18 protein-coding genes, 1 other RNA gene and 1 pseudogene are annotated in these 21,660 nt (G+C 36.6%); 11 read left to right on the plus strand and 9 right to left on the minus strand.

The genetic code is table 11. The annotated features are described in order from the left end of the window. The coding region (locus BLR62_RS08315; RefSeq protein WP_143008368.1) for a transposase at nucleotides 1-134 on the plus strand (134 nt) is incomplete at its 5' end. A 244-nt stretch (nucleotides 135-378) separates the two neighbouring features. Further along, nucleotides 379-1,455: a glycoside hydrolase family 11 protein gene (locus BLR62_RS08320; RefSeq protein ID WP_090795741.1), complete on the plus strand. Its 1,077-nt coding sequence runs from the start codon at nucleotides 379-381 to the stop codon at nucleotides 1,453-1,455. A 65-nt stretch (nucleotides 1,456-1,520) separates the two neighbouring features. Here BLR62_RS08320 and ptsP read toward each other — a convergent pair whose 3' ends face one another. The 4 genes from ptsP to BLR62_RS08345 all read right to left on the minus strand — a co-directional run bounded on the left by ptsP (nucleotide 1,521) and on the right by BLR62_RS08345 (nucleotide 5,411). Further along, nucleotides 1,521-3,236: a phosphoenolpyruvate--protein phosphotransferase gene (ptsP, locus tag BLR62_RS08325; protein ID WP_090795744.1), complete on the minus strand. Its 1,716-nt coding sequence runs from the start codon at nucleotides 3,234-3,236 to the stop codon at nucleotides 1,521-1,523. Nucleotides 3,237-3,242: 6 nt separating this feature from the next. Continuing rightward, on the minus strand, nucleotides 3,243-3,512 hold the full coding sequence (locus BLR62_RS08330) for a phosphocarrier protein HPr (RefSeq protein WP_090795745.1): 270 nt from the start codon (nucleotides 3,510-3,512) through the stop codon (nucleotides 3,243-3,245). Nucleotides 3,513-3,744: 232 nt separating this feature from the next. After that, nucleotides 3,745-4,662, minus strand: coding sequence for a 1-phosphofructokinase (gene pfkB, locus BLR62_RS08340; protein ID WP_090795749.1), 918 nt, complete (start codon nucleotides 4,660-4,662; stop codon nucleotides 3,745-3,747). Then, entirely contained in the window at nucleotides 4,659-5,411 is a 753-nt protein-coding gene (locus tag BLR62_RS08345) for a DeoR/GlpR family DNA-binding transcription regulator (protein ID WP_090795751.1), read from the minus strand. Before BLR62_RS08345 ends, pfkB begins: the two co-directional genes overlap by 4 nt. A 240-nt stretch (nucleotides 5,412-5,651) precedes the next feature. On the opposite strand from BLR62_RS08345, the gene secG reads away from it, so the two are divergent. The 3 genes from secG to rnr all read left to right on the plus strand — a co-directional run bounded on the left by secG (nucleotide 5,652) and on the right by rnr (nucleotide 9,111). After that, nucleotides 5,652-5,882 carry a preprotein translocase subunit SecG gene (gene secG / locus BLR62_RS08350; RefSeq protein ID WP_090795753.1) on the plus strand — a complete coding sequence of 77 codons (231 nt, stop codon included), beginning with the start codon at nucleotides 5,652-5,654 and terminating at the stop codon, nucleotides 5,880-5,882. 163 nt (nucleotides 5,883-6,045) lie between these two features. Continuing rightward, the gene (locus BLR62_RS08355; RefSeq protein WP_090795755.1) at nucleotides 6,046-6,789 is read left to right on the plus strand and encodes an alpha/beta hydrolase; all 744 of its coding nucleotides are present in this window, start codon (nucleotides 6,046-6,048) and stop codon (nucleotides 6,787-6,789) included. A 33-nt stretch (nucleotides 6,790-6,822) separates the two neighbouring features. Continuing rightward, nucleotides 6,823-9,111, plus strand: a complete 2,289-nt coding sequence (gene rnr / locus BLR62_RS08360) for a ribonuclease R (protein WP_090795757.1) — start codon at nucleotides 6,823-6,825, stop codon at nucleotides 9,109-9,111. Nucleotides 9,112-9,167: 56 nt separating this feature from the next. Here the strand turns inward: rnr and BLR62_RS08365 are convergent, their stop codons facing one another. Then, nucleotides 9,168-10,013, minus strand: coding sequence for a GNAT family N-acetyltransferase (locus tag BLR62_RS08365; RefSeq protein ID WP_176759259.1), 846 nt, complete (start codon nucleotides 10,011-10,013; stop codon nucleotides 9,168-9,170). Between the two features lie 129 nt (nucleotides 10,014-10,142). Here BLR62_RS08365 and smpB point away from each other — a divergent pair, with 129 nt between their 5' ends. The 3 genes and pseudogenes from smpB (at nucleotide 10,143) to BLR62_RS08380 (ending at nucleotide 12,343) form a co-directional block, all read left to right on the plus strand. Next, a complete protein-coding gene (gene smpB / locus BLR62_RS08370; RefSeq protein WP_090795762.1) occupies nucleotides 10,143-10,607 on the plus strand; it encodes an SsrA-binding protein SmpB in 465 nt (154 codons plus the stop codon). Nucleotides 10,608-10,723: 116 nt separating this feature from the next. After that, nucleotides 10,724-11,085: a transfer-messenger RNA gene (gene ssrA, locus BLR62_RS08375) on the plus strand. Between the two features lie 396 nt (nucleotides 11,086-11,481). After that, a pseudogene (locus tag BLR62_RS08380) lies at nucleotides 11,482-12,343 on the plus strand (transposase). Nucleotides 12,344-12,835: 492 nt separating this feature from the next. Here the strand turns inward: BLR62_RS08380 and BLR62_RS08385 are convergent. From BLR62_RS08385 to BLR62_RS08400, 4 genes are all read right to left on the minus strand, one after another. Beyond that, nucleotides 12,836-13,999, minus strand: a complete 1,164-nt coding sequence (locus BLR62_RS08385; RefSeq protein WP_090795765.1) for a transposase — start codon at nucleotides 13,997-13,999, stop codon at nucleotides 12,836-12,838. Beyond that, nucleotides 13,926-14,393, minus strand: a complete 468-nt coding sequence (locus BLR62_RS08390; RefSeq protein WP_090795768.1) for a transposase family protein — start codon at nucleotides 14,391-14,393, stop codon at nucleotides 13,926-13,928. Before BLR62_RS08390 ends, BLR62_RS08385 begins: the two co-directional genes overlap by 74 nt. Nucleotides 14,394-14,567: 174 nt before the next feature. Then, nucleotides 14,568-15,113: a hypothetical protein gene (locus tag BLR62_RS08395; RefSeq protein ID WP_090795770.1), complete on the minus strand. Its 546-nt coding sequence runs from the start codon at nucleotides 15,111-15,113 to the stop codon at nucleotides 14,568-14,570. 605 nt (nucleotides 15,114-15,718) lie between these two features. Next, nucleotides 15,719-15,931, minus strand: coding sequence for a hypothetical protein (locus tag BLR62_RS08400; protein ID WP_090795772.1), 213 nt, complete (start codon nucleotides 15,929-15,931; stop codon nucleotides 15,719-15,721). 491 nt (nucleotides 15,932-16,422) lie between these two features. Here BLR62_RS08400 and glgB point away from each other — a divergent pair, with 491 nt between their 5' ends. Genes glgB through BLR62_RS08415 form a run of 3 tightly spaced genes read left to right on the plus strand, consistent with a single transcriptional unit; the run spans nucleotide 16,423 to nucleotide 21,652 of the window. Further along, nucleotides 16,423-18,330 (plus strand): 1,4-alpha-glucan branching protein GlgB, encoded by a 1,908-nt coding sequence (glgB, locus tag BLR62_RS08405; RefSeq protein WP_090795775.1) that lies wholly within the window; start codon nucleotides 16,423-16,425, stop codon nucleotides 18,328-18,330. 26 nt (nucleotides 18,331-18,356) lie between these two features. Further along, the gene (gene glgX / locus BLR62_RS08410; RefSeq protein WP_090795778.1) at nucleotides 18,357-20,498 is read left to right on the plus strand and encodes a glycogen debranching protein GlgX; all 2,142 of its coding nucleotides are present in this window, start codon (nucleotides 18,357-18,359) and stop codon (nucleotides 20,496-20,498) included. 38 nt (nucleotides 20,499-20,536) lie between these two features. Next, nucleotides 20,537-21,652: a glucose-1-phosphate adenylyltransferase gene (locus BLR62_RS08415; RefSeq protein WP_090795779.1), complete on the plus strand. Its 1,116-nt coding sequence runs from the start codon at nucleotides 20,537-20,539 to the stop codon at nucleotides 21,650-21,652. Nucleotides 21,653-21,660 lie beyond the last annotated feature (8 nt).

The raw sequence follows: 21,660 nt of genomic DNA on the forward strand, positions 1-21,660 counted from the left end.
GCTATGTTGAAGGCATTAACAACCAAACCAAGGTTATTAAGCGTAATGCCTTTGGTTTTGGCCGGTTTGATCGGTTTCGATTAAAAGTTTTATTGCATCATCAATATAAAGATGTGAAGATCCGAATTGCATAAAAAAATAAGGAGTGAGCGTTAGCTCACCCCAACATTTGACTTAGAACCCTTTTTCTATGTCGAAAAGATCTATAGTTTTTAGGGTTGTATAATTTCAAAATACTGTTAATCTATACGTATAAAACCAAATATTGACAAGGAAAGAGGTGCTTATTAAATAGTCGGGTTAAGGGAGCGATGATTGCTACAGCTGTAAAACATCATGATCAAACTTAGTTAAAAAATTTAACGGAGGTTTGTAAAAATGACGTTGTTAAGGAAAACAAAGTATGCGTTGATGGCTATTTGTTTCATTAGTTTATTAGCAACAACAAGTGTTTTTGCAGCAGTTACTAGCAATGAACTCGGTACGCACGGTGGATATGATTATGAGTTTTGGAAAGACAGTGGTGGATCTGGGTCAATGACGCTCGGCAATGGTGGAACCTTTAGTGCTGAATGGAGTAACGTTAATAACATTTTATTCAGAAAAGGGCAACGGTTTGATGAGACGAGAACGCATCAACAGATCGGTGATATTTCAATTGATTATGGAGTCAATTACCAGCCTAATGGGAATTCCTATTTAACAGTTTACGGTTGGAGTGTCGATCCGTTAGTGGAGTACTATATTGTGGATAGCTGGGGAACATGGCGACCACCTGGTGCAAATTCTAAAGGTACAGTGCAAGTTGATGGCGGAACCTATGACATTTATGAAACAACACGTGTTAATCAACCGTCAATTAGAGGAACACAAACCTTCCAGCAATATTGGAGTGTAAGACGAGATAAACGCACGAGTGGAACGATCTCAGTTAGTGAACACTTTAGAGCTTGGGAGCAGCACGGTATGCCTTTAGGGAATCTATATGAAGCAGCGTTAACGATTGAAGGTTATCAAAGCAGTGGACAAGCTAATGTTTACCGCAATGTTTTAAGCATTAATGAAAGTGGATCAGGTGGTTCTAGTGGTTCAGGCCCAACGAGAGTTGAAGCAGAATCTATGACACTTGGTGGTCCTTATGCAAGTCGCTCGTACCATCCATTTGATGGTGTGACTTTGTATGCTAATGGTGACTCAGCTTCTTATACGCAGTACTTTGCTAATGATACGCATACGTTCTCGTTAAGAGGCGCTTCTGATGGCCCTAATTTAGCGAGTGTAGATCTGATGATAGGTGGAGAGTACAAAGGAACCTTCTATTATGGAGATGAGCATCCGGCTACCTATACCATTGAAAATGTAAGGCATGGAACAGGACATCAGGAAATTGAATTAATTGTGACGAGCGATAATGATACGTGGGATATACACCTTGATTATTTAGAGATCCATTAAGATATGTCCTATAATTGAACAAAAACCCTCTCATTCATTTAAAAGTGAACGAGAGGGTTTAATCATTATTGGTCTGTTTTTTCACGTACAAATGCTTCGACTTCTTCAGCAGTTGACATGCTAAGAATTTCGTCTTTGTATGAAGCAAGTTCTTCTTTCGACAGATCTTTAATCTGTGTACGTGCTGGAAGAATTGATGTTGCGCTCATACTAAATTCATCAAGTCCTAGACCAAGTAAGATTGGAATAGCGATTGAATCGCCAGCCATCTCACCACACATACCTGCCCATTTGCCTTCAGCGTGAGCTGCTTCAATCACGTTATTTACGAGATTTAAAATAGCAGGGTGGTACGGTTGGTAAAGGTAAGAAACTTGTTCATTCATACGATCTGCAGCCATTGTGTATTGAATTAAATCGTTCGTTCCGATACTGAAGAAATCAACTTCTTTAGCGAATTGACGAGCAATAACGGCTGTTGAAGGGATCTCAACCATGATACCAACTTCGATATCATCTGAAACGTCATGACCTTCTTCTTTTAACTTGTCTTTTTCTTCAAGTAAGATAGATTTTGCTTCTCTGAATTCATTCAAAGTAGCAATCATAGGGAACATGATCTTCAAGTTACCGTAAGTACTTGCACGCAAGAGAGCACGCAATTGCGTACGGAAAATATCATCACGCTCTAAGCACAGACGGATTGCACGGAAACCTAAGAATGGATTCATCTCATCAGGTAAGTCAAGATAGCTTAACTCTTTGTCGCCACCGATATCAAGTGTACGCACGACAACCGGCTTGTCCTCCATTTGTTCAAGAACGGCTTTATAAGCATCGAATTGTTCTTCTTCTGTTGGGAAATCACTTTTACCCATATAGAGGAATTCAGTACGGTATAAACCGACACCTTCGCCACCATTGTTAATAACACCTTCAACATCTTCTGGTGTACCAATGTTAGCAACTAATTCAACATGCTCGCCTTCTTTAGAAACAGTAGGTTCGTCTTTTAATTGTGCCCAAATTTCTTTTTGTTTTTCAAAATCATCTTGCTTTTGCTCATAAGTTGTAATCTCTTCGTCACTTGGATTAATGATCACGTGTCCATCAATACCATCAACGATAACCATATCGCCATCTTTAACGTCTTTAGTAACAGTTTTCGTTCCTACAACAGCAGGAATTTCTAAAGAACGTGCCATAATAGCTGAGTGAGAAGTACGGCCACCAATATTAGTGGTAAAACCTTGAACAAATTGTTTATTCAATTGAGCCGTATCAGAAGGTGTTAAATCCTCTGCAATAATGACGACCTTTTCATCAATAAGCGCAGGATCAGGGAAAGAAGCCCCTAGTAAGTGGGCCATTACACGTTTCGTAACGTCTTTGATGTCAGCTGCACGTTCACGCATATAGGCGTTATCCATACCTTCAAACATCGTGATGAACATGTTAGCTGTTTCATCAAGCGCTGCCTCAGCATTAACGCTTTCATTATTGATCTTATCTTCCATAGGTGTAATTAATTCTGGATCACTTAATACAAGCAGGTGAGCTGAAAAGATTTCAGCATGCTCTTCACCTAAAGTTTTACGAGCATTTTCTTTGATCTTCTCTAGTTCATTTTTTGATACATCAAGAGCATCATTTAAACGCTTAACTTCTGCTTGAGTGTCGTCGACTTTCTTTGTCTCAAAAGAAAGATCGGGTGTTTCAAGTGTATAAGCTTTAGCAATTGCTACACCGTTAGATGCAGCAATTCCTGTTAAGTTTGTCATAGAGAATTACTCTCCTAAGCCTTCTTGTTTAATTACTTCATAGATTGCATCGATTGCTTCTGCTTCGTCAGAACCTTCAGCAACGATTTTAATTTCAGCATCTTTAGGGATACCTAGAGACATAACACCCATGATTGATTTCAAGTTAACTGACTTACCATTGTATTCCACGGTAACGTCTGAAGCAAAGTTACCTGCTTTGTTTACAAGCACCGTTGCGGGTCTTGCGTGTACACCTGTTGAATCTGTAATTGTTACTGTTTTTTCAGCTGCCATTTTAAAAAACCTCCTAAGAATATTTGATTATATTTTTTCAGTATACCACAAGTTAATTTTACTTTGTTTTGTACTGATATTTCAAGTATTATGATAAAAAACAACGTAAAAAGATGTGTTGTTTTTTTCCTTTGCTTAAGTGAAAAAACTACACCTACTTCCAGTATACGCAACCATTACCATACCACCTATTGTTTGATAAGTCCACTAGATAATAATCACGTTAAATGTTTTAGATATCGCTTTCTTTAATGTCAAACGTGTGAAGTAGCGCTTCCACATCTTTTTTTTCGGCTAGATCTTCTTTAAAAGCAGTGGCGCTACCGGATGCTACAGCGAATCGAAATGCTTCTTTTGTCGATGAATTCTTGTTTAATCCTGCCAGGAAACCTGCGACTGTGGAATCTCCTGCTCCGACGGTATTGATCACTTCTCCTTTGGGTGCTTTTGCGATCATTACTTGCTTATCATTGATATAGACTGCACCGATAGAACCCATTGAGATTAAAACATGCTCAGCACCTTTTTCTTGTAACCTTTTCCCATACTCAATAGCTTTCTCAACTGAATCGATTTTAACATCAAATAATTCAGCTAATTCATCTTGATTAGGTTTCACTAAAAATAAAGGAACACCTAATAATGCCTTGAGTGAGTCACTCGATGTATCGGCTATCACTCGAACACCACGAACTTGCGCCTGTTGAGCAAGTTCAACATACAAATTAGAGGGAACGGATTTAGGTAAACTCCCGGCTAAAACCAGCGTATCATCTGATGTCATTTGTTTTATTTGCTTCTTTAATTGGTCAAGTACTAAATCGTGAATCTGACCACCAGGACCATTAATCTCGGTTTCAACATGTGATTTCAGTTTTAAATTAATACGGGTTGGATAATCTGTTTTGATAAATTGCGTCTCAACACCTTCTGCTTCTAAAGCATCAGTAATAAACGTTCCGGTAAACCCACCGACAAATCCAATGGCCGTATTTTTTGTATCGAGTCTGTTTAGTATTCTTGAGACATTCACACCTTTTCCGCCCGGATAGTAGGCAGGTGAGGATCCGCGGTTTAGCTTTCCTTCATTTAATTGATCAACGTGTAAAATGTAGTCAACAGAAGGGTTAAGGGTGCATGTGTAGATCATGATTCCACCACCAATACATTTGTATTCTCTTTTAATTGAGTTAAATCCGATTGATCAATCTCATCAATAATTAACGTTGCTTCATTTAATGAAGCAATTTTAGCAAAGCTATTTTGTTTTAGTTTCGACTGATCGGCGACAATATATGCCTTTTTACTTTTTTTAAGAGCTTTGTTTTTAATGGCAGCTTCTTCAGGGTCTGGGGTTTGATAGCCATTTATAAGATCAATCGCATTTGTACCGATAAAAACAGCATCAAAATAAAATGAATCAAGCGTTTTGATCGCATTTGCGCCAATAAGAGCCTGTGTTTTTGATTTAACTTTGCCACCAATTAAATAAGCTTCAATAGCATATTGATTAAGTCGAGTCACAATATTTAACCCATTTGTGACAACAGTTACGTTCTTATCCTTTAAATAGGGAATCATTTCGTATGTTGTACTTCCTGCATCTAAGTAAATGCAATGTTGATGTTGAACAATTGAACTCGCTAATTCAGCAATCCTTTTTTTGGCCTCTGTTTGTTTGTGTTCCTTTTCAGAATATGAATATTCATGTTGTATCGGCTGAGGTAGAGATGCGCCGCCATGTACACGGTTTAATAACCCTTTCTCTTCTAAATCAGTCAAATCACGTCGGATCGTTGCAGGTGATGCGTCCGTTAATTCAATCAATTCATTGACAGTCACTAAGTGCTTTTTCTTTAATTGTTGTATAATGATGTCGTGACGTTTAGCTGTTAACATGAGTACCTCCTTTGATCGACTTTCAGTATGATAACGCTTATTAATAAGCATAATCGAAAACGATACACAAATCAATCATTTTCAATCAAAAACAATCATTTCGTTTTTGTGTAAGCCTTTTTATGATTGCTTGAAAATAAACTTGCAGTTGCAAATAGATGTATGCTAAATTAGTAGTAGTGTTTGAATAGAGTCTTTATGTTCAAATAGGTTTAAGTTCGCTTAGGAGGTGACGCAACTATGGAAGGTGTTGCGATAACATTATTAATCATCGTTTCAATTGCATTAATTACACTTATTGTTTTACAGTCTGGAAAAAGTCAAGGTTTATCAGGAGCCATTTCAGGTGGTGCTGAGCAATTATTTGGGAAGAAAAAAGCAAGAGGACTAGACGCTGTCTTACAAAAGGCAACGATCGTTGTCGCTGTTTTATTCTTTGTTTTAACCTTTTCATTAGCGTATATCATATAAATGTAAACCCTCTTTAGTCAGTAAAGATGACTAGGGAGGGTTTTTTAAACATTAGAGGCTCTTAATGTGCAGTCTTGTTTTAATTTTGGTATGATTAGGTAAAAATTATACGATCAAGAAAAATGAGCAAGGTTGTATAGAGAGTGCAGAAAGGACGAATGAAATGAATCAACAAACACCAAAACCGTTTATGTTTAAAGAAGGCGAAAGAGCGGTATTACTATTACATGGGTTTACCGGACACAGTGCAGATGTTCGGATGCTAGGTCGTTTTTTACAAAAGAAGGGTTATACATCTTTAGCCCCAATCTATCGTGGTCACGGGAAAGCACCAGAAGATCTCGTTGAGGGAGGTTATGATGCTTGGTTTAACGATTGCTTGGATGCATATCGGCAATTAAAAGATGAAGGCTATAAAAAGATAGCTGTCGTAGGATTATCATTAGGTGGTGTATTAGGATTAAAGCTTTCATTGAATGAACCTGTTGTCGGCGTGTCACCTATGTGTTCACCTATGTTCTTTAATAACCAAGATCAACTCACCAAAGGTTTCCGTTATTTCTCAACGGAGTATAAAAAACGCGAAGGCAAAAGCTCAGAACAAATTGATTCTGAAGTGAACCAATTAGTTGCTGATGCGCAACCATTATTTGAAGACTTAGGTCAATTGATTAAGGATGTACGTGAACAACTTGATCATATTTACACGCCAACGTGTGTGATCCAAGCGACAGATGATGTGATGATTGATACAAGCAGCGCACAGTATATCTACGATCATGTTGAATGTGATCAAAAATCACTCGAGTGGTTTGATGAAGCAGGTCATGCTATTACACTCGGTCCTAAAAAAGAGGACGTTCATGAAACGATTTATCAATTTTTAGAATCGTTGAATTGGGATTAGTCCATATTAATGAAAGAAAGAAGGTGAAGACGTATGGAAAATTTAGATGAGCTCGTACTTAGTTATATTACGGATGAAGCACAAAAGCCAGTTAAAGTAGATGAAATTAAGGATAACATCAATATTGATTTTGAAGACCCTGAGAATTTTAAGGCATTGATTAAAACATTAAATGCGTTAGAAGATAACGGACAATTGATTTTAACACGGAAAAACCGTTATGCATTACCGAATCGAATTGGTCTAATAAAGGGTCGAATCCAAATGCATAAAAAAGGATTTGCATTTTTATTACCAGAGGACGAAGGTACGTCCGATGTGTATATCAATCCAAACGATTTAAACGGGGCTATGAACAACGATGAAGTGTTTGTTCGAATCGAGACAGAATCAGTTGGAGATAAGCGTCTTGAAGGGGTCGTTGAGCGTGTGTTAACCCGTAATACGACGCGAATTATTGGAACGTTTGAAGATAAAGGGAGTTTTGGGTTTGTCGTTGCGGATGATAAACGAATCCCTAATGATATCTTTATTAAGAAAAACGATACGTTGGGTGCAGTGACTGGACATAAAGTGATTGTTGAAATCACGAAGTTTCCAGAAGGCGCTATGTCTGCTGAAGGACATGTTATTGAAATTTTAGGTCATAAGAACGACCCGGGAATGGATATTATTTCAATAATCCATAAACACGGGATTACAGTCGACTTTCCTGATGAAGTACTTGAACAAGCCAAGAACGTACCAGATCATATTGACCCAGATGAGTTAAACAATCGTCGTGACTTAAGGGATAAACCTATTATTACAATTGACGGTGCAGACGCAAAAGACTTAGATGATGCTGTCTTAGTAGAAAAACTAGATAATGGTCATTATAAATTAGGGGTCTATATCGCGGATGTGTCCTATTATGTTGAAGAAGGGACACCGATCGACGAGGAAGCATTCGAAAGGGGAACGAGTGTTTACTTAGTCGATCGCGTTATTCCGATGATTCCACACCGTTTATCAAATGGTATTTGTTCATTAAACCCTAATGTGGATCGTTTAACATTAGGATGTGAAATGGAGATCACGACAGAAGGTGATGTTGTCAGTCATGATATTTTCCAAGCTGTTATTCATTCTAAAGCGAGAATGACGTATCGTGAAGTAAATCAAATTTTAGTCGATCAATCAGAAACGGTAAGAAATCAATATGCTGAATTAGTTCCGATGTTTGAAGAAATGGAAGGACTAGCCGAAACCCTTCGTAAGAAACGCTTTGATCGCGGCGCGATTGATTTTGATTTTAAAGAAGCGGCAGTTAAAGTTGATGAAAATGGTCATGCTCAAGATGTTGTATTAAGAGAACGTTCGGTTGCTGAACGGCTTATTGAAGAGTTTATGCTCGCAGCAAATGAAACGATCGCTGAGCATTTCCACTGGTTAGATGTACCGTTTATTCATCGGATTCATGAAGATCCAGATGAAGAACGTCTGCAAACGTTTTTCGAGTTTGTTGGACAATTTGGCTTGAATGTAAAAGGTGTTGCGAATGATGTTCACCCTCAAGCCCTGCAACAAGTACTTGATGAGGTGAAAGGTGAACAAGAGGAAATGGTCATTTCTAAGTTAATGCTTAGGTCGATGAAACAAGCGAAGTATGACCCGGAAAGTGTCGGTCACTTTGGTCTGGCGACGGACTTCTATACCCATTTCACATCTCCAATCAGACGGTATCCAGATTTAATTGTTCATCGATTAATCCGGACGTACTTGATCAATAAAAAACTGGATAAAGCAACACAGAATAAATGGAGCAGTCAATTACCTGAAATCGCAAAACACACCTCAGAAAGAGAACGTGTGGCAGTCGATGCTGAACGTGAGACAGACGACTTGAAAAAAGCCGAATACATGCAAGACAAAGTCGGTGAAGAGTTTGATGGTGTGATTAGTTCTGTAACAGGCTTTGGTATTTTTGTTGAATTAGAAAATACGGTTGAAGGGCTTGTGCACGTTAGTGAATTAACAGATGACTACTATAAATTTGATGAGAAAAGCCATGCGATGATCGGTGAAAGAACGGCTCAAGTGTTTCGGATGGGTGATGCGATCACAATCCGCGTTTCTGGAGTCAATTTAGAAGAACAAGCCGTTGATTTTGAAGTGGTTGGCATGAAAAAACAAGCACGACGAAAGCCGAACACAAATCAATCTAATCATAAGCCGAAAAAAGAAAAAGGAAAGAAAAAAGACAAGGGCAAAAAGAAAAATAAAGGCAAGAAAAAAGGAAAAGTCGCTCCACCAAAAGCGAAAAATAAAAAGAAATCCTGAAACGTCAAAAAGCCCTCATAAGATTGAGGGCTTTTTGCTTAAGAATGAATGCTGGATTATGTGTTGTAACCGTAAAGTATCCATCCATCTGATGTTTCAAAGGCATCTAGATCCGGTATTTTCTGATAAGCATCGGGCGTGAAGTTAAACCATGCTTTACGTGGTTGATCTGATTGAGCTAAGTAATGATCAACGGTCTCAAATAGCCCAGGTTGAGTAAAGTAATCATCCCAAAAATAACGAACATGCCCGTAAGCCTCTCGCTTATAATCATCATCGATCAAGAGCCACCGTGTGACGTCAGGATTATGAAAGAAACGTGTCACCTTCAACTTATCATCTGGTAACAACTCATCTGTAAAAGGAAATGGATAATAACATTCATATGGATAAATGCTCATCGTACCTTCACTTGAGAGTTCATTTAGAATACGACGTTTTGTATTTAAATCTGTGACTTCATTCCAAATAGGCCCACTCGTTGCACCTAGCTTATCTCGATTGATGAGTGGAAAGCTATAAAACGTTTGGATTGGATTGAAGTTTAGTTTATTTAAGACTTGTCTAGCACTTGTGTTGTGAAGATTAGTATAGCCGCCTAAAAATGAGATGTGTGGTTGATTTTTTAAGTGTTGAATGATATGTGTTAATAAAGACGTTGCATACCCTCTCCCACGAAAACGTACGTCACTTCTCAGACGCCCTAACATGGCGTAACCACCAGGATAAAGAGTGTAACCAGCCGTCGCTACTAACTGATTATCAATAAAGAATCCGTATATTTGATTATGAGGCGGTGTCGTTAATCGTTCGAATATATCAATCATATAATCGGTCTCAAGACCCGTTTGCATCTGTTTGTAATGCGCTAAATCATCTATAGTTAATACGCGTATCGTCAAGTAAATGTCCCCCTTTATTTCCAAAAACATTTTACCTTATTTGTTTTTCTAGATTCAACTCTTAAGTCCTCAATTGTTTTCTATAAATGAACCTGTTAAACTATAAAGGCACAAGTAGGAGGGGATTTTATGCCTAAAGGTAACGGTAAAGCCGTCGCACAAAATAAAAAAGCAAGACATGATTTTTTAATCGAAGAAACCTATGAAGCTGGGCTCGTTCTTCAAGGGACTGAAATCAAATCGATTCGAGCTGGACGCATTAACATGAAAGATAGCTTTGCTCGTGTTGAACGTGGCGAAGTCTATTTACACAACATGCATATTTCACCCTATGAACAAGGTAACCGCTTCAACCATGAGCCGACGCGAACACGAAAATTGTTGCTTCACAAAAAAGAAATTAATAAATTGATCGGTGAAACGCAACAAGCAGGTTACTCACTCGTTCCATTAAAAGTGTATATTAAAAACGGCATGGCAAAAGTGTTAATCGGCTTAGGTAAAGGTAAGAAAAAATATGACAAACGTGAAGACTTGAAACGAAAACAAGCGAACCGTGATATGGATAGAGCCGTCAAGGAAGCATTTAAATAAGGGTGCTGACTTGAAAAAATCTTTAAATTTGTTATAATAAATGAAGTAGACAAAACACTATATGATGCTCAATGATCAATCCTTGAGCCTGTGACGTTTTGTCCCATTTTAACGATGGGGACGTTACGGATTCGACAGGGATAGATTGAGCTCAAGCTGCGTGTCGAGGTTACGGCTCGTTAAACGTTACCCGCCAATAATAACTGGCAAAGAAAACAATTTCTCTTTAGCAGCTGCATAAGCTTGCTAAAGGATCCTGCTTAGCATCGCCCATGTGCTAAGATTTAGGGTCTCAAATGAAGTGGGATACGCTAACCTCCACCGTCTGAGGATGTTAGAAGAGACTAATCAGACTAGCGACTAAGGACGCCTGTTGGTTGGCAGATTGGTTCGCGAAACACGAATAAACCGACTACACACGTAGAAGCTTGAGTGGCGATATCTCTGGACGTGGGTTCGACTCCCACCGTCTCCACCAATACATAATAAAGTGTTGGTGTGACAGCATTTTAAATTTCGTGATACTATTTGTGATACTAATTTAACGAAAATCAATACAGTATTTCCTTTTAAAGGCGTTCTCCATTTTGGGGGACGGCTTTTTTTGGGCTCTAAAATATATGTTGGGGAGAAGATACAATCGGGCACGCTGCTTTTATAAAAAGCGTGCGTGTGATTGACCACTCGCTTGCCGCGGGCACGGCCTCAACTAACTTAGGAAAGCAATGCACTTTCCTAAGTGGATTTTCGGCTCGTGCTGTTCCCGCAGGCGTCTCGTTGTCATCACACGATGACATAAAAAAGCACGCAAGCTCCTTATTTGTTATGATTTGTTTAGACGAACAAAAACCAACAAAAAGGAGTTGTGTGTACGATGTATTCTAACATCACTTTACCAGGATTAGAAGGGGTCATCGTGACAAAGGCTTATCAAAAAGAGGGTATCTATCACCTCCATGTGGAGCTGGAAAGACAGCCTCACAGCTGTTCTAAATGCCATCAAATGCCCCAGACAGTGCATAATTATCGCATGCAAAAGATTCAACACACGCAAGCTTTCGGAAGAGATACACACTTGTTTTATCGAAAGCGCTGTTATATCTGTAAAGAGGCAACGTGTCAAAAACAATTTTATGAAGATAATACGCTCGTCGCGCGTAATCAGCGACAATCTGTTGAGTTTAATCAAGCGTTATCAATCGAACTGATTCATGCCAAACATTTTTAAAGGTGTGGCGGGTCGATTTCATTTCTGTCGCTATATATACTGGGCTTTAGAACAGGTAAGAAGGCATGTTTAACATTCGTTTGATGCGTATGACCGAAAAAAGTGTAAACGAATGCGTCATGTTTTTTATAAGCATCAAGAAAAACTAACGGATAAACAACACTGGTATTTAGAGCACTACCTTCATAAATCAGATTATCTTGAAAGAGCTTATCAGTTGAAAGAGGGATATAGACAATGGTTTGAAGTAGCGAAGACCTGTGGCCAAGAAGGTTTAGGGGAGATCAAAGACACATTATATAGGTTTTACGATCTTGTCAGAGCGTCAGGGGTTGTTGAATTTGAGAGAGCTATTTCAACCTTTCACAATTGGCAAAAAGAGATTTTAAATAGCTTCGCTTTTGATTTGCATAATGCCTTTGGTTTTGGACGGTTTGATCGGTTTCGATTAAAAGTTTTATTACATCATCAATATAAAGATGTGAAGATCCGAATTGCAAAAAAATAAGAAGTGAGCGTTAGCTCACCCCAACATTTGACTTAGAACCTTTTTTTGAAAGGAAATTAATTAATGGGGATTATTGCAAAGTGTTGATTTATTTGCGGCAATTTTTAAATTTCTTAGTTTATATCATATAAAAATGAATTTGATTTATTGGAAAATGTTATTATAGTGTAGTTAATTCAATACTGACGAGTATGAAGTGGTTAAGCGTAATTACCCTAGCATGATCGTTTACCTTCTCTTGAGCCATAGGATACATGAATCTGAATCATTCAAGGGAAATGATTCGTTTATAAGTAAACGGGGAAATTTTTGGGGTCACAGGATATAGATCTATGTATAAACTGTAAGTAAATATACGTAAAAAGTTAGAAATAACTTGTTGCAACGTAACCAATAAAGATGGTTGTAACTGCTAAACTAAAGTAGGTTCTTACGCATTTTTGGGGATAATATATGCATCTATGAGTATAGGTTAGTCTATTTTTTTAAAAATTATGGTTGATAGAGAATTCTTAGACGTAAGAGAGGGAAACTTGCTCTTCCATACAACATGCGTTTAATAGTTTTCAAACGATTAACTTGACCTTCTAGGAAGCCATTGTTTTCATCAAGTTCTATAGCATTTAAAGTAGGTGAGAAATCAGATAATAGTCTTGAAATGAAGTGTGTGGTTAATGGATCATGTCGATCTTTCTCATATAAAATGAGTTCGCGAAACTCATGCATATCTCTGTCCTTTAGTGCTTGTCGAAAACTTGTGATGAACGCATAGAACGGTCTAAGCTTAGGATATTTCGTTAGTATCTCATTCATTATTTCCCTTTTCTTCTCATCTTCTAAATCATTTTGCCATAATATTTTTCTAACTTTTTTTCTATCGTAATAGCTATCAGGCTGTAACGTTTGGCCAGCCTTTTTCTTTTTACGTACACTCGCAACATAACATTTTAAAGCACCATAGGTTCCGGTATAATCTTTTTCTTTTAATTTATGATACATTGCACTAATGGTGAGACCGTCGGTCTCACACTGTATAACCTCTTGTTGAAAAGCATCTAAAGGTTTTGGGCGTTTTGTGCGCTTGAGAGATGGTGGTTCTGTCATCTCAACGTATTTCTTAACCGTTCGTCTGTCTATGTTCACAATGTCGCTAATTTTCTGAAGAGAATAACCTTCTTTTTTCAATTCTTTTATATGACAAGCCTGCTCCCATTTTTTATTAGCATTTTCTACTCGAGCTTTTTCACTTTTAGTTAATGATATCTCTTGTGGTGTTGATATGTTTTCCTGCATATCTTTCTTTATACGATTAGGTAACAGTTTTCTCAGTACGTTATCATGTAATGTCCATAAATTTTGTATGAGGTGAAAGCGATCGTGGATTTGTGTAATAGATGAAATGCCATCTAACACTTCTTTAAAACGCCTGTAACGATCACGTGTCACTTTTATAATCATTGTGTGTTCTTTAAACCAATTTTCTAAGGTTTCTTTCTCTCGATCTGGCAAGACATCAACGGGTTGGTGTGTGAGACCATCACAAATCAGCACACCATAACGATGACCTTTCCTCCAAGCAAAGTCATCGATCCCGACAAAAGGGACGAACCGAAGGTTCGATGTTCGATTGATAAATAATCCGAAGCAACGTATCATGACTCGTTGGCATCCCGAGTTTTTTACTCAATTGGGCACCTTTTATACAATTATTGACGAAAGCTATATCACGTAAAGTGTTTTCTAATCGAACCGTTCGTTGTTTAGACGGAAGTAACCAATCATAACGTTCAGTGAATACTTTACTTTCACAAGACGTGTTGGTACAAAACCATTTTTTACTTCTTAGATAAATCCTTACCGCTTTATTTTGAATAGGTAAATCATCAATCACCCTTGTGTAATGACTATGCGCGCGACAACTTTTCTGATGGCAATGCGGGCATGTGGCGCTTTTTGATTCTATAAATGCCACAACATGAATAATATCGGTTTCTTCTGATATTGATACAACGTGAATATGAGGGTCAAGTTTCGTGATAGAATGAAGCATAACAATCACCCCTTTCACTATACTATACCCTGTTTTAAATAACCCTTGTCCCCAAAATTGCGTAAGAACCCATTTTTACTTGACGCTTACAATGGTTTTTAATTCAATTAATAAAGATATCTCTCCCAGATATCTTTATTAAGAGTTTATTTGAGTCTCCTAGAAATCAGATTTTCATCCATTTTTATTTTTTTCGGAAATTGTTATAGCTTCTATAACAAGAATTTCATAGTGGGCATTTCTTAATACTTTTTTACTTTTGATAGAGTAAACTGTAAATCCAAAGAAAAATAGAAGTGTAAATAAAACTATAATTACTGTGCCTGCAACAGAAAATAATGAAGAAGGGTCTATCATTCTTAAGATTTCATTAGCTTCCTCGTGTTCTAAATCATCTAGGTTCAACTGAATGTTTTGTTCAGCAAGTATTTGTAACCAATTCCAACCAAGGGTTACAGCTGATATTGAAAAAGTTGAAAGTGCAACAAAATAGCTTAACATAGATGGTTGTAAATGATTATTTATATAGTCATTCTCACCATTATGAGATAAATGTGCTTGTATTCTACGTTTGATCATATATAGCTCTTCCAAAGAATGGTTTGATGACATATCTTTTGCCAAAGTTATATCGTCATTCATAGAATGCTTTTTTATTTTACCGTATCTACCTTCTAAATATTTAAAAACGTTCTTAGCTTGATTAAAGTCTCTTTTCATTATATCACCTTAGTTTATATCGGATAAAAAATTTAAATTATGAAGTTTTGTTTACTTATATATCAAAAATAATTTTAATAGTTTATGTAACTTACTTTTTTATAGAAAATAAGATAAAAATTAAAAAATAATGATTTCATAGTCTGCACAAAATGTGATACTAGTACAAACTTTTGTGTAAACTAACACCGAAGATAAATGTTTAGTTATAGTATTAAAAATGTTTAAGCAAAAACTTTTGTTTTTATTCAACTTCACACAACTAGTTACAAGAATCAAGAAACATTGTCATCGTTGTTATTGTTATTTCTACATAGTGTTTAGTAAACCTCTAACCGGTGTGAGTAAATCAGTTAGTGAGAAACCTCGAAATTTATTTTGGAATATTATCGTAATTCGCGTATTAATTCTTTAACCAATTGTAGATCAAAAAGTCGTTAATAGTTTTATACTTTATTCTTACTATAAGTAATAATGCTTAAGCATATATAACAGAATTTATAATTAAAATGAATTTAAGATGTATCTAAATATTCTTTTGAAATATTTTTTGTAGAATCAAAATAAAATGAGTAGCACAATAGTGATAGTGTTTCGAATTATTATTAACCTAAATTATTATTTTTTGACTTATCTGGGTTTGATACGGGAGTGTCTACACCGTTTATATTTCTAATATGATAGTTGTCATATTTGCCTGACCTTATTTCACTGACAAATTCGTTTTTTGACATGTTTGTTTTCCTATAATTATCACGAAATTCTTTATTTCTTCCAGTTTCATTTTCGTGAATAACTGAAACTTTTTTCCTACCCATATTACCACCTCTTTATTATTAATTATAAACACTATATATTGTGCTTGATTAAAAAATAACACAATATATATGCAATTGCAAAGATATAAAACTATATATTGTGTATAATTAAATATATAATCAATATATAGTGTTATATTTTAAAGTTATATATTGATAAAGTTTGGTTTTAAAAATCTATTAAAAATAAAATGCACGAAAAACTATTCTACTTCTTTAACAAATTTATAAATTACCTCCCTGTAGCCATAGATTTCATATTTCAAAATGTGTTCAAAACATGTTTAAGTACTAGTATTTTTATTCTGAATAAGTTATCATAGTATGCATAGAGGTAATAAAAAATAAAAGATCCTTGTAAGTTTTATAAGTCGTCTTCTTCAAAGAAAGAAGGCGACTTTTGTTTTATTTTAAATGTAGTCAGAAAATTCAGTAAACTTTTTAGTATGTAAAGTATCTAAAGTTCTTCGTACGATGAGAGGGGAAGGATAATGAATAATACTCAATTGATTAAAGAATTGGAATCGTATCACATAGGTAAAAAATATAATAGTTATATGAATTACGGAGCCCACATGGTGGAATCTGATGGTAAGTTTGGCGTGCGCTTTTTAGTTTGGGCACCGAATGCTGTTCAGGTTTCAGTTGTGGGTTCTTTTAATGACTGGGACGATCACGCTCATGCTATGAAATTAATTGAGGAAACAGGCGATTGGCAATTATTTATTCCCAATGTAAGTGAAGGGGATGTTTATAAATACAAATTGTTTTTGCCAGATGGGCGAGTCCTTTATAAAGCAGATCCATATGCGTTTTCTTCAGAAGTACGCCCTAATACATCATCAGTCATTGCAAATCCATTTGACTACGGTTGGCATGATGCTAAATGGCTTGAAAATCGTCAATCATTTGAGCCGTTAAAAGAACCTGTCAATATATACGAAGTTCATTTAGGGTCTTGGAATATGAAAAAAACAGGTCACTTTGATGATGAGTATTTTAAATCAGTTGATCCATCTAGTTTCTACAACTACCGGGAACTTGCTGATCAGTTGATTCCATACTTAAAGAAAATGCATTACAACTATATTGAAATCATGCCTCTAATGGAGCACCCATTTGATGGGTCTTGGGGGTATCAAGTAACAGGGTATTATAGTATCACAAGTCGTTACGGAACACCCGATGACTTGAAGTATTTAATTGATCAATGTCACCAAAATCAGATCGGCGTCATTTTTGACTGGGTGCCTGGTCACTTTTGTCGAGATGAACAAGGGTTAATGTACTTTGATGGAACTGAATTGTATGGTGATATTGATCATCCAAATTGGGGAACGAAAAAATTCAACTTTTATAAAAGTGAAGTTCGAAACTTTCTTATCTCAAATGCGTTATTCTTTTTTGAACATTTTCATATTGATGGTTTAAGGGTTGATGGTGTGACATCAATGCTTTATTTGAACTTTGGACTTGAAGGTGAACCGTATAAAAACAGGCATGGATCATCTGAAGATTTAGATGGCATTGAATTTTTAAAAGAATTGAATACGATCATTTTTGAAAAATATCCATTTGCAATTATGGCAGCGGAAGAATCCTCAAGTTGGCCTCAAGTGACACATCCAGTTGATGTGGGAGGACTTGGTTTTAATTTGAAATGGAAGATGGGTTGGATGAATGACACGTTAGATTATGTGGCGTTAGATCCTTTATTTAGAAAAGGAAGCCACAATAAAATTACATTTTCCATGCATTATGCTCATAGTGAAAACTTTTTACTCCCGTTCAGTCATGATGAGGTTGTACATGGTAAAAAGTCTCTCATTGAAAAATGCTTCGGGTCTTATGAAGAAAAGTTTAGAACATTAAGACTGATGATGTTATATCAATATACGCACCCTGGTAAAAAATTGAACTTTATGGGCAATGAAATTGCTCAATTTATTGAGTGGCGCTATTACGAACCCATAGAATGGTTTTTATTGGATTATCCGAACCACCAAGATCATCAAAGCTTCATGCAACAATTAAATAAACTGTATTTACGAGAAAATGCGTTATATAGTAAAGATTTTGAATCGAGTGGTTTTGAATGGTTAGATGCAGATAATTCTGATCAGAGCATTTTTAGTTATATACGACAAGGTGAAGATGAGGAAAAGCTCATTATCTTATTAAATTTCACACCCATTCACTATGATGCGTTCAGAATAGGCGTTCCTGCACCAGGGGATTACCGAGTTGTGATTCAATCTGATCAACCACCGTATAAACCAGAAAGAATCCGTTATATAAAATCTGAACCTATTCCACTTCATGGGAAGAAACATTCTATTGAACTTTCAATTCCTGGAACGACTGGCATGATATTAAAACAAAAACAATCAAAAAGATAAACCGAATTTCGGAAAGGTTTGATTAAATGTCAAAAAAATTCAGTCGTAATTATCCTAAATATCAACTGTTTTCCAAAGAATACATTAAAAATTTAACACCACAAGATCACTCGAATGGTTTTGATATACGTCCAGGTTTTTTTGATGAATATGGAACAACGGTTTTACCTAATGGTGTCAATTTCACCGTTCATTCTCAACATGCAACTTCTTTTGAGCTTGTATTATTTAAACGAGCCGCTGAACAGCCGTATGCAAAAATTCCTTTTCCTAAAAGTTATCGAGTCGGTAATGTGTATTCAATGATTGTATTTGATCTAGATATTGAGGAATTTGAGTATGCATATGTCGTTGATGGTCCGTATGCCCCTGAAGCGGGATTAGTGTTTGATCATACAAACTATTTATTAGATCCTTATGCAAAGGCTGTAAGTGGTCAAAGTGAGTGGGGGGTTAAGCCTTCATACGGTATGACATATCGGGCTCGTGTTGTTTCCAGTAATATGGACTGGGAAGAAAATCAGTCACCAGACATCCCGATGGAAGACTTGATTATTTATGAAATGCATGTACGCGGGTTTACAAAGCACCCCAGTTCAAATGTTGAAAACCCTGGAACATACCATGCGATTGAAGAAAAAATCCCTTATCTCAAAGAGTTAGGTGTGAATGCGATTGAACTCATGCCCATTTTTGAATTTGATGAAATGAGTGGGATGCGTGTTCATAATGGACGACGTCTTTATGATTATTGGGGATATAATCCTGTTAGCTTCTTTGCACCGAACACAGGCTACACATCAAATAGTGAATATAACCGAGAAGGAACGGAACTCAAAAAAGTAATAAAAAAATTACATGATCACGGAATTGAAGTCATCTTAGATGTTGTATTCAATCATACAGCAGAAGGAAATGAACAAGGCCCACATATAAATCTAAAAGGCTTTGATAACAGTGTTTATTACATGCTAACGCCTGATGGACAGTACTTTAATTTTAGTGGCTGTGGCAACACATTAAATTGTAATCATCCGATTGTAAGGCGCATGATCCTGGATTGTTTAAGGCATTGGGTGATCGAGTATCGTGTTGATGGCTTTCGATTTGATTTAGCTTCTATTCTAGGACGTAACGAAGACGGAACACCTATGAACAATCCCCCTCTTTTACAAAACTTAGCTTATGATCCGGTTTTAGCGAAAGTGAAATTAATTGCTGAAGCGTGGGATGCAGGAGGGCTGTATCAAGTTGGTTCTTTTCCTGACTGGAATCGTTTTTCTGAGTGGAATGGTAAGTATCGGGATGATTTAAGAGCATTCTTAAAGGGTGATGCGGGTTTTGCGCATACGGCGTGTGATCGGATTGCGGGTTCAATTGATTTATACCCACCGGATCTTAGACATACAAATCCTTCTGTCAATTTCATAACGTGTCATGACGGTTTCACATTAAATGATTTGTATAGTTACAACGATAAGCACAATTGGGATAATGGTTGGGACAACACAGATGGTGAGAATCATAATTTGTCATGGAATTGTGGTCATGAAGGGCCTACAGACGATCAACATGTCATAAAGTTAAGAAATCGAATGATGAAAAATGCCATGACCGTGCTGATGGCAAGTAGGGGAACGCCTATGATTTTATCAGGAGATGAATTTTGCAACACACAATTTGGAAATAACAATGCATATTGTCAAGATAATGATATTTCTTGGTTGAACTGGTCGCTACTTGAAGAAAATCAAGATATGTTTACCTTCTATAAAAAAATGATTCGTTTAAGAAAAAAACACCCCATTCTACGTCGTAGAACCAAGCAAGCTAAATGTGGGGTTCCGCATTTTTCTAAACATGGTATTAAACCATGGTATTTAAGTGATTGGGAAGAAGAGAGGGTTATCGGTGTGATGTTAGCAGGCCGAAACTTAGAAGATACAGAAGATGATTTAGCATATATTGCGATTAATGCCCATTGGGAATCACATACCGTTGAACTCCCGATGTTACCGAATCATTTGAAATGGCATTTAGCCGTTAATACAGATAAAGGAGAGGGGGAGGAATGTTTTTGTGATATAAGTGATATGCCTGTTGTAGAACATACAATAGAGTTAGCGTATCGCAGTGTGATCATTTTATTTGCATCGACCGCATGGTAAGACAAAAAGAAAAAGCCAACTAGAAAGAGGGTTGCATAATGAAAAAGCCAAATACAATTGCAATGTTGTTAGCTGGAGGCCAAGGAAGTCGATTAGAGCAATTAACGTCTAATAATGCAAAACCAGGTGTTATGTTTGGGGGTAAGTATCGAATTATTGATTTTAGTTTGAGCAATTGTTTTCACTCTGAAATTTATACGGTGGGCGTGATGACCCAGTATAAGCCGTTATTATTAAATCGGTATATCGGTAATGGTGGCGCGTGGGCACTCGATAAGGTTGACCAAGGTGTTTATATACTGCCGCCTTATATGCGAAAGGACCATGCTGAGTGGTATCGAGGAACTGCCGATGCAGTTTATCAGAACTTTGAGTTTATTGAGATGTATGATCCTGAATATGTCGTCATCTTATCAGGTGATCATATTTATCAAATGAACTATTCCTATATGATTGAAAAGATGATTGAGAAAGATGCGGATTTAACGGTTTGTGTGATGGAAGTGCCGTGGGAAGAGACGTATCGTTTTGGTATTGTTAATACGGATGATGATGACCGAATTATAGAATTTGAAGAAAAACCAGAAGACGCTAAAAACAATCTCGCTTCGATGGGGATTTACGTCTTTAAGTGGTCAGTCTTAAAAGACGTATTAACCGAAGATCGACAAAACGAGTCAAGTTCACATGATTTTGGGAAAGATGTGATCCCTAAAATGATTGCAGATCAAAAAAAAGTTTACAGCTATGTGTTTAATCATTATTGGCGCGATGTCGGTACAGTCGATAGTTATTATAAAACGAATATGGAATTACTAGAAGATCGTGATGATTTAGATTTAACATCTAATTATTTACGAGTCTATTCAAATAATGCAAACAGAGAGCCGCACTTCATCGCTGAAACTGGCTACGTGAAAAAAAGTTTAGTAGCAGATGGATCCTATATAGCGGGTTCAGTGTATCAGTCGATATTAGCGCATGATGTATTCGTTGAAGAAGGAGCCACAGTGAAGGATTCTATTATATTTGGTAATGTCACGATAAAAAAAGGTGCTGTAATTGAAAAAGCCATTATAGGTGAGGGGCTCATTATAGATGAGAACACTTCAATAGGCTCATTAGATTCCAGTGACGTGACATTAAGAACATAGTATAGGGG

It is taken from the genome of Pelagirhabdus alkalitolerans (assembly GCF_900096905.1).
In the GTDB taxonomy this organism is placed as follows: Bacteria; Bacillota; Bacilli; order Bacillales; family Amphibacillaceae; genus Pelagirhabdus; species Pelagirhabdus alkalitolerans.

Bases quoted from the DNA above. Each gene is read 5' to 3' on its own strand.
- BLR62_RS08320 (WP_090795741.1), top strand. From the start codon at position 379: ATGACGTTGTTAAGGAAAACAAAGTATGCGTTGATGGCTATTTGTTTC.
- ptsP (WP_090795744.1), bottom strand. From the start codon at position 3,236: ATGACAAACTTAACAGGAATTGCTGCATCTAACGGTGTAGCAATTGCT.
- BLR62_RS08330 (WP_090795745.1), bottom strand. From the start codon at position 3,512: ATGGCAGCTGAAAAAACAGTAACAATTACAGATTCAACAGGTGTACAC.
- pfkB (WP_090795749.1), bottom strand. From the start codon at position 4,662: ATGATCTACACATGCACCCTTAACCCTTCTGTTGACTACATTTTACAC.
- BLR62_RS08345 (WP_090795751.1), bottom strand. From the start codon at position 5,411: ATGTTAACAGCTAAACGTCACGACATCATTATACAACAATTAAAGAAA.
- secG (WP_090795753.1), top strand. From the start codon at position 5,652: ATGGAAGGTGTTGCGATAACATTATTAATCATCGTTTCAATTGCATTA.
- BLR62_RS08355 (WP_090795755.1), top strand. From the start codon at position 6,046: ATGAATCAACAAACACCAAAACCGTTTATGTTTAAAGAAGGCGAAAGA.
- rnr (WP_090795757.1), top strand. From the start codon at position 6,823: ATGGAAAATTTAGATGAGCTCGTACTTAGTTATATTACGGATGAAGCA.
- smpB (WP_090795762.1), top strand. From the start codon at position 10,143: ATGCCTAAAGGTAACGGTAAAGCCGTCGCACAAAATAAAAAAGCAAGA.
- BLR62_RS08385 (WP_090795765.1), bottom strand. From the start codon at position 13,999: ATGATACGTTGCTTCGGATTATTTATCAATCGAACATCGAACCTTCGG.
- BLR62_RS08390 (WP_090795768.1), bottom strand. From the start codon at position 14,393: ATGCTTCATTCTATCACGAAACTTGACCCTCATATTCACGTTGTATCA.
- BLR62_RS08395 (WP_090795770.1), bottom strand. From the start codon at position 15,113: ATGAAAAGAGACTTTAATCAAGCTAAGAACGTTTTTAAATATTTAGAA.
- BLR62_RS08400 (WP_090795772.1), bottom strand. From the start codon at position 15,931: ATGGGTAGGAAAAAAGTTTCAGTTATTCACGAAAATGAAACTGGAAGA.
- glgB (WP_090795775.1), top strand. From the start codon at position 16,423: ATGAATAATACTCAATTGATTAAAGAATTGGAATCGTATCACATAGGT.
- glgX (WP_090795778.1), top strand. From the start codon at position 18,357: ATGTCAAAAAAATTCAGTCGTAATTATCCTAAATATCAACTGTTTTCC.
- BLR62_RS08415 (WP_090795779.1), top strand. From the start codon at position 20,537: ATGAAAAAGCCAAATACAATTGCAATGTTGTTAGCTGGAGGCCAAGGA.